The organism is Piscicoccus intestinalis NBRC 104926 (assembly GCF_001515525.1).
Classification (GTDB): Bacteria; Actinomycetota; Actinomycetes; order Actinomycetales; family Dermatophilaceae; genus Kineosphaera; species Kineosphaera intestinalis.
Genome location: NZ_BCNQ01000309.1, coordinates 1 through 1,004 on the forward strand (window position 1 = coordinate 1; position 1,004 = coordinate 1,004).

1 protein-coding gene is annotated in these 1,004 nt (G+C 76.8%); it reads left to right on the forward strand.

Going from position 1 to position 1,004, the window contains the following annotated elements; translation table 11 throughout:
• Positions 1 to 207: 207 nt before the first annotated feature.
• The coding region (locus tag PINTE_RS21415) for a P-type ATPase actuator domain-containing protein (protein WP_444543865.1) at positions 208 to 1,004 on the forward strand (797 nt) is incomplete at its 3' end.

Consider the following 1,004-nt stretch of genomic DNA (forward strand, 5'->3'; position numbering starts at 1 on the left):
ACCGGGCCCGCCCCGACCGGCGGCCCCAGCGAGCCTGCGCAGCGCACCGGAGGTGAGCCAGGCACCGACACGCACCCGGCCGCGACGACCCCGGCCGGCACCACAATCGACGACGAGCCCGCCCCGGCCTCCGCATGGCGTCGAATCGCAACGGCCTTCGCAGCGGCGGACGACCGACGCCGGCTGCTCGTTTCCGCCTTGCTGACAGTGATCCTCGTGCTCGTCGTGACGACGCCGCTCGGGAACGGGCTGGGGGCATGGCTGCGCTGGCTCGAACTCGCCCTCGCGCTGCCGGTCGTGACCTGGGGCGCCTGGCCGTTCCACGCGGCCTCGCTGCGACCCCGGCGCATCGCCGCCCGCGAGGCCTGGGCCGACACCCTCGTCGCCCTCGCGGTCGCGCTCGCCTTCTGCTGGTCGCTCGTCGCCCTCGTCACCGGCGCCCCGGCGCTGTTCGGCGCCGCCGCCGTCATCACGACCGTCGCCCTGGCCACCCGGCTGTCGGTCGTCGCCGCACGCACCCGCGGCCGCGCCGCCCTCGACACGCTGACCGACCTCGCCGGCGGCGACGTCACCGTGCTCGGCGAAGGCGTCGGCGGCACCACCACCCAACTCACCGTGCCCACCGCCGAACTCGCCGTCGGCTCCCGCTTCCTCGTCCACCCCGGCGAGCGCGTCGCCGCCGACGGCGTCCTCACCGAAGGCGCCACCGCGCTCGACACCAGCCTGTTCACCGGCGATCCCGCGCCGGTCGAGGTCGGCCCCGGCGACCCCGTCTCCGCGGGCACGATCAACACCGCGAGCCTCGTCGTCGTCCGCGCGGAGGCGGTCGGCTCCGACACCGCGCTCGCTGGACTCATCCGCAGCGTCGAGGAGGCCGAGCACGGCCGCACCCCCCTGCTGCGGCTCGCCGACCGGCTGGCGACGCTGCTCGGCCCGCTCGCGGTGCTGCTCGCCGCCCTCGCCGCCGGAGTCGGCCTCTGGACGGGCCAGCCTGCGGCCCAAGC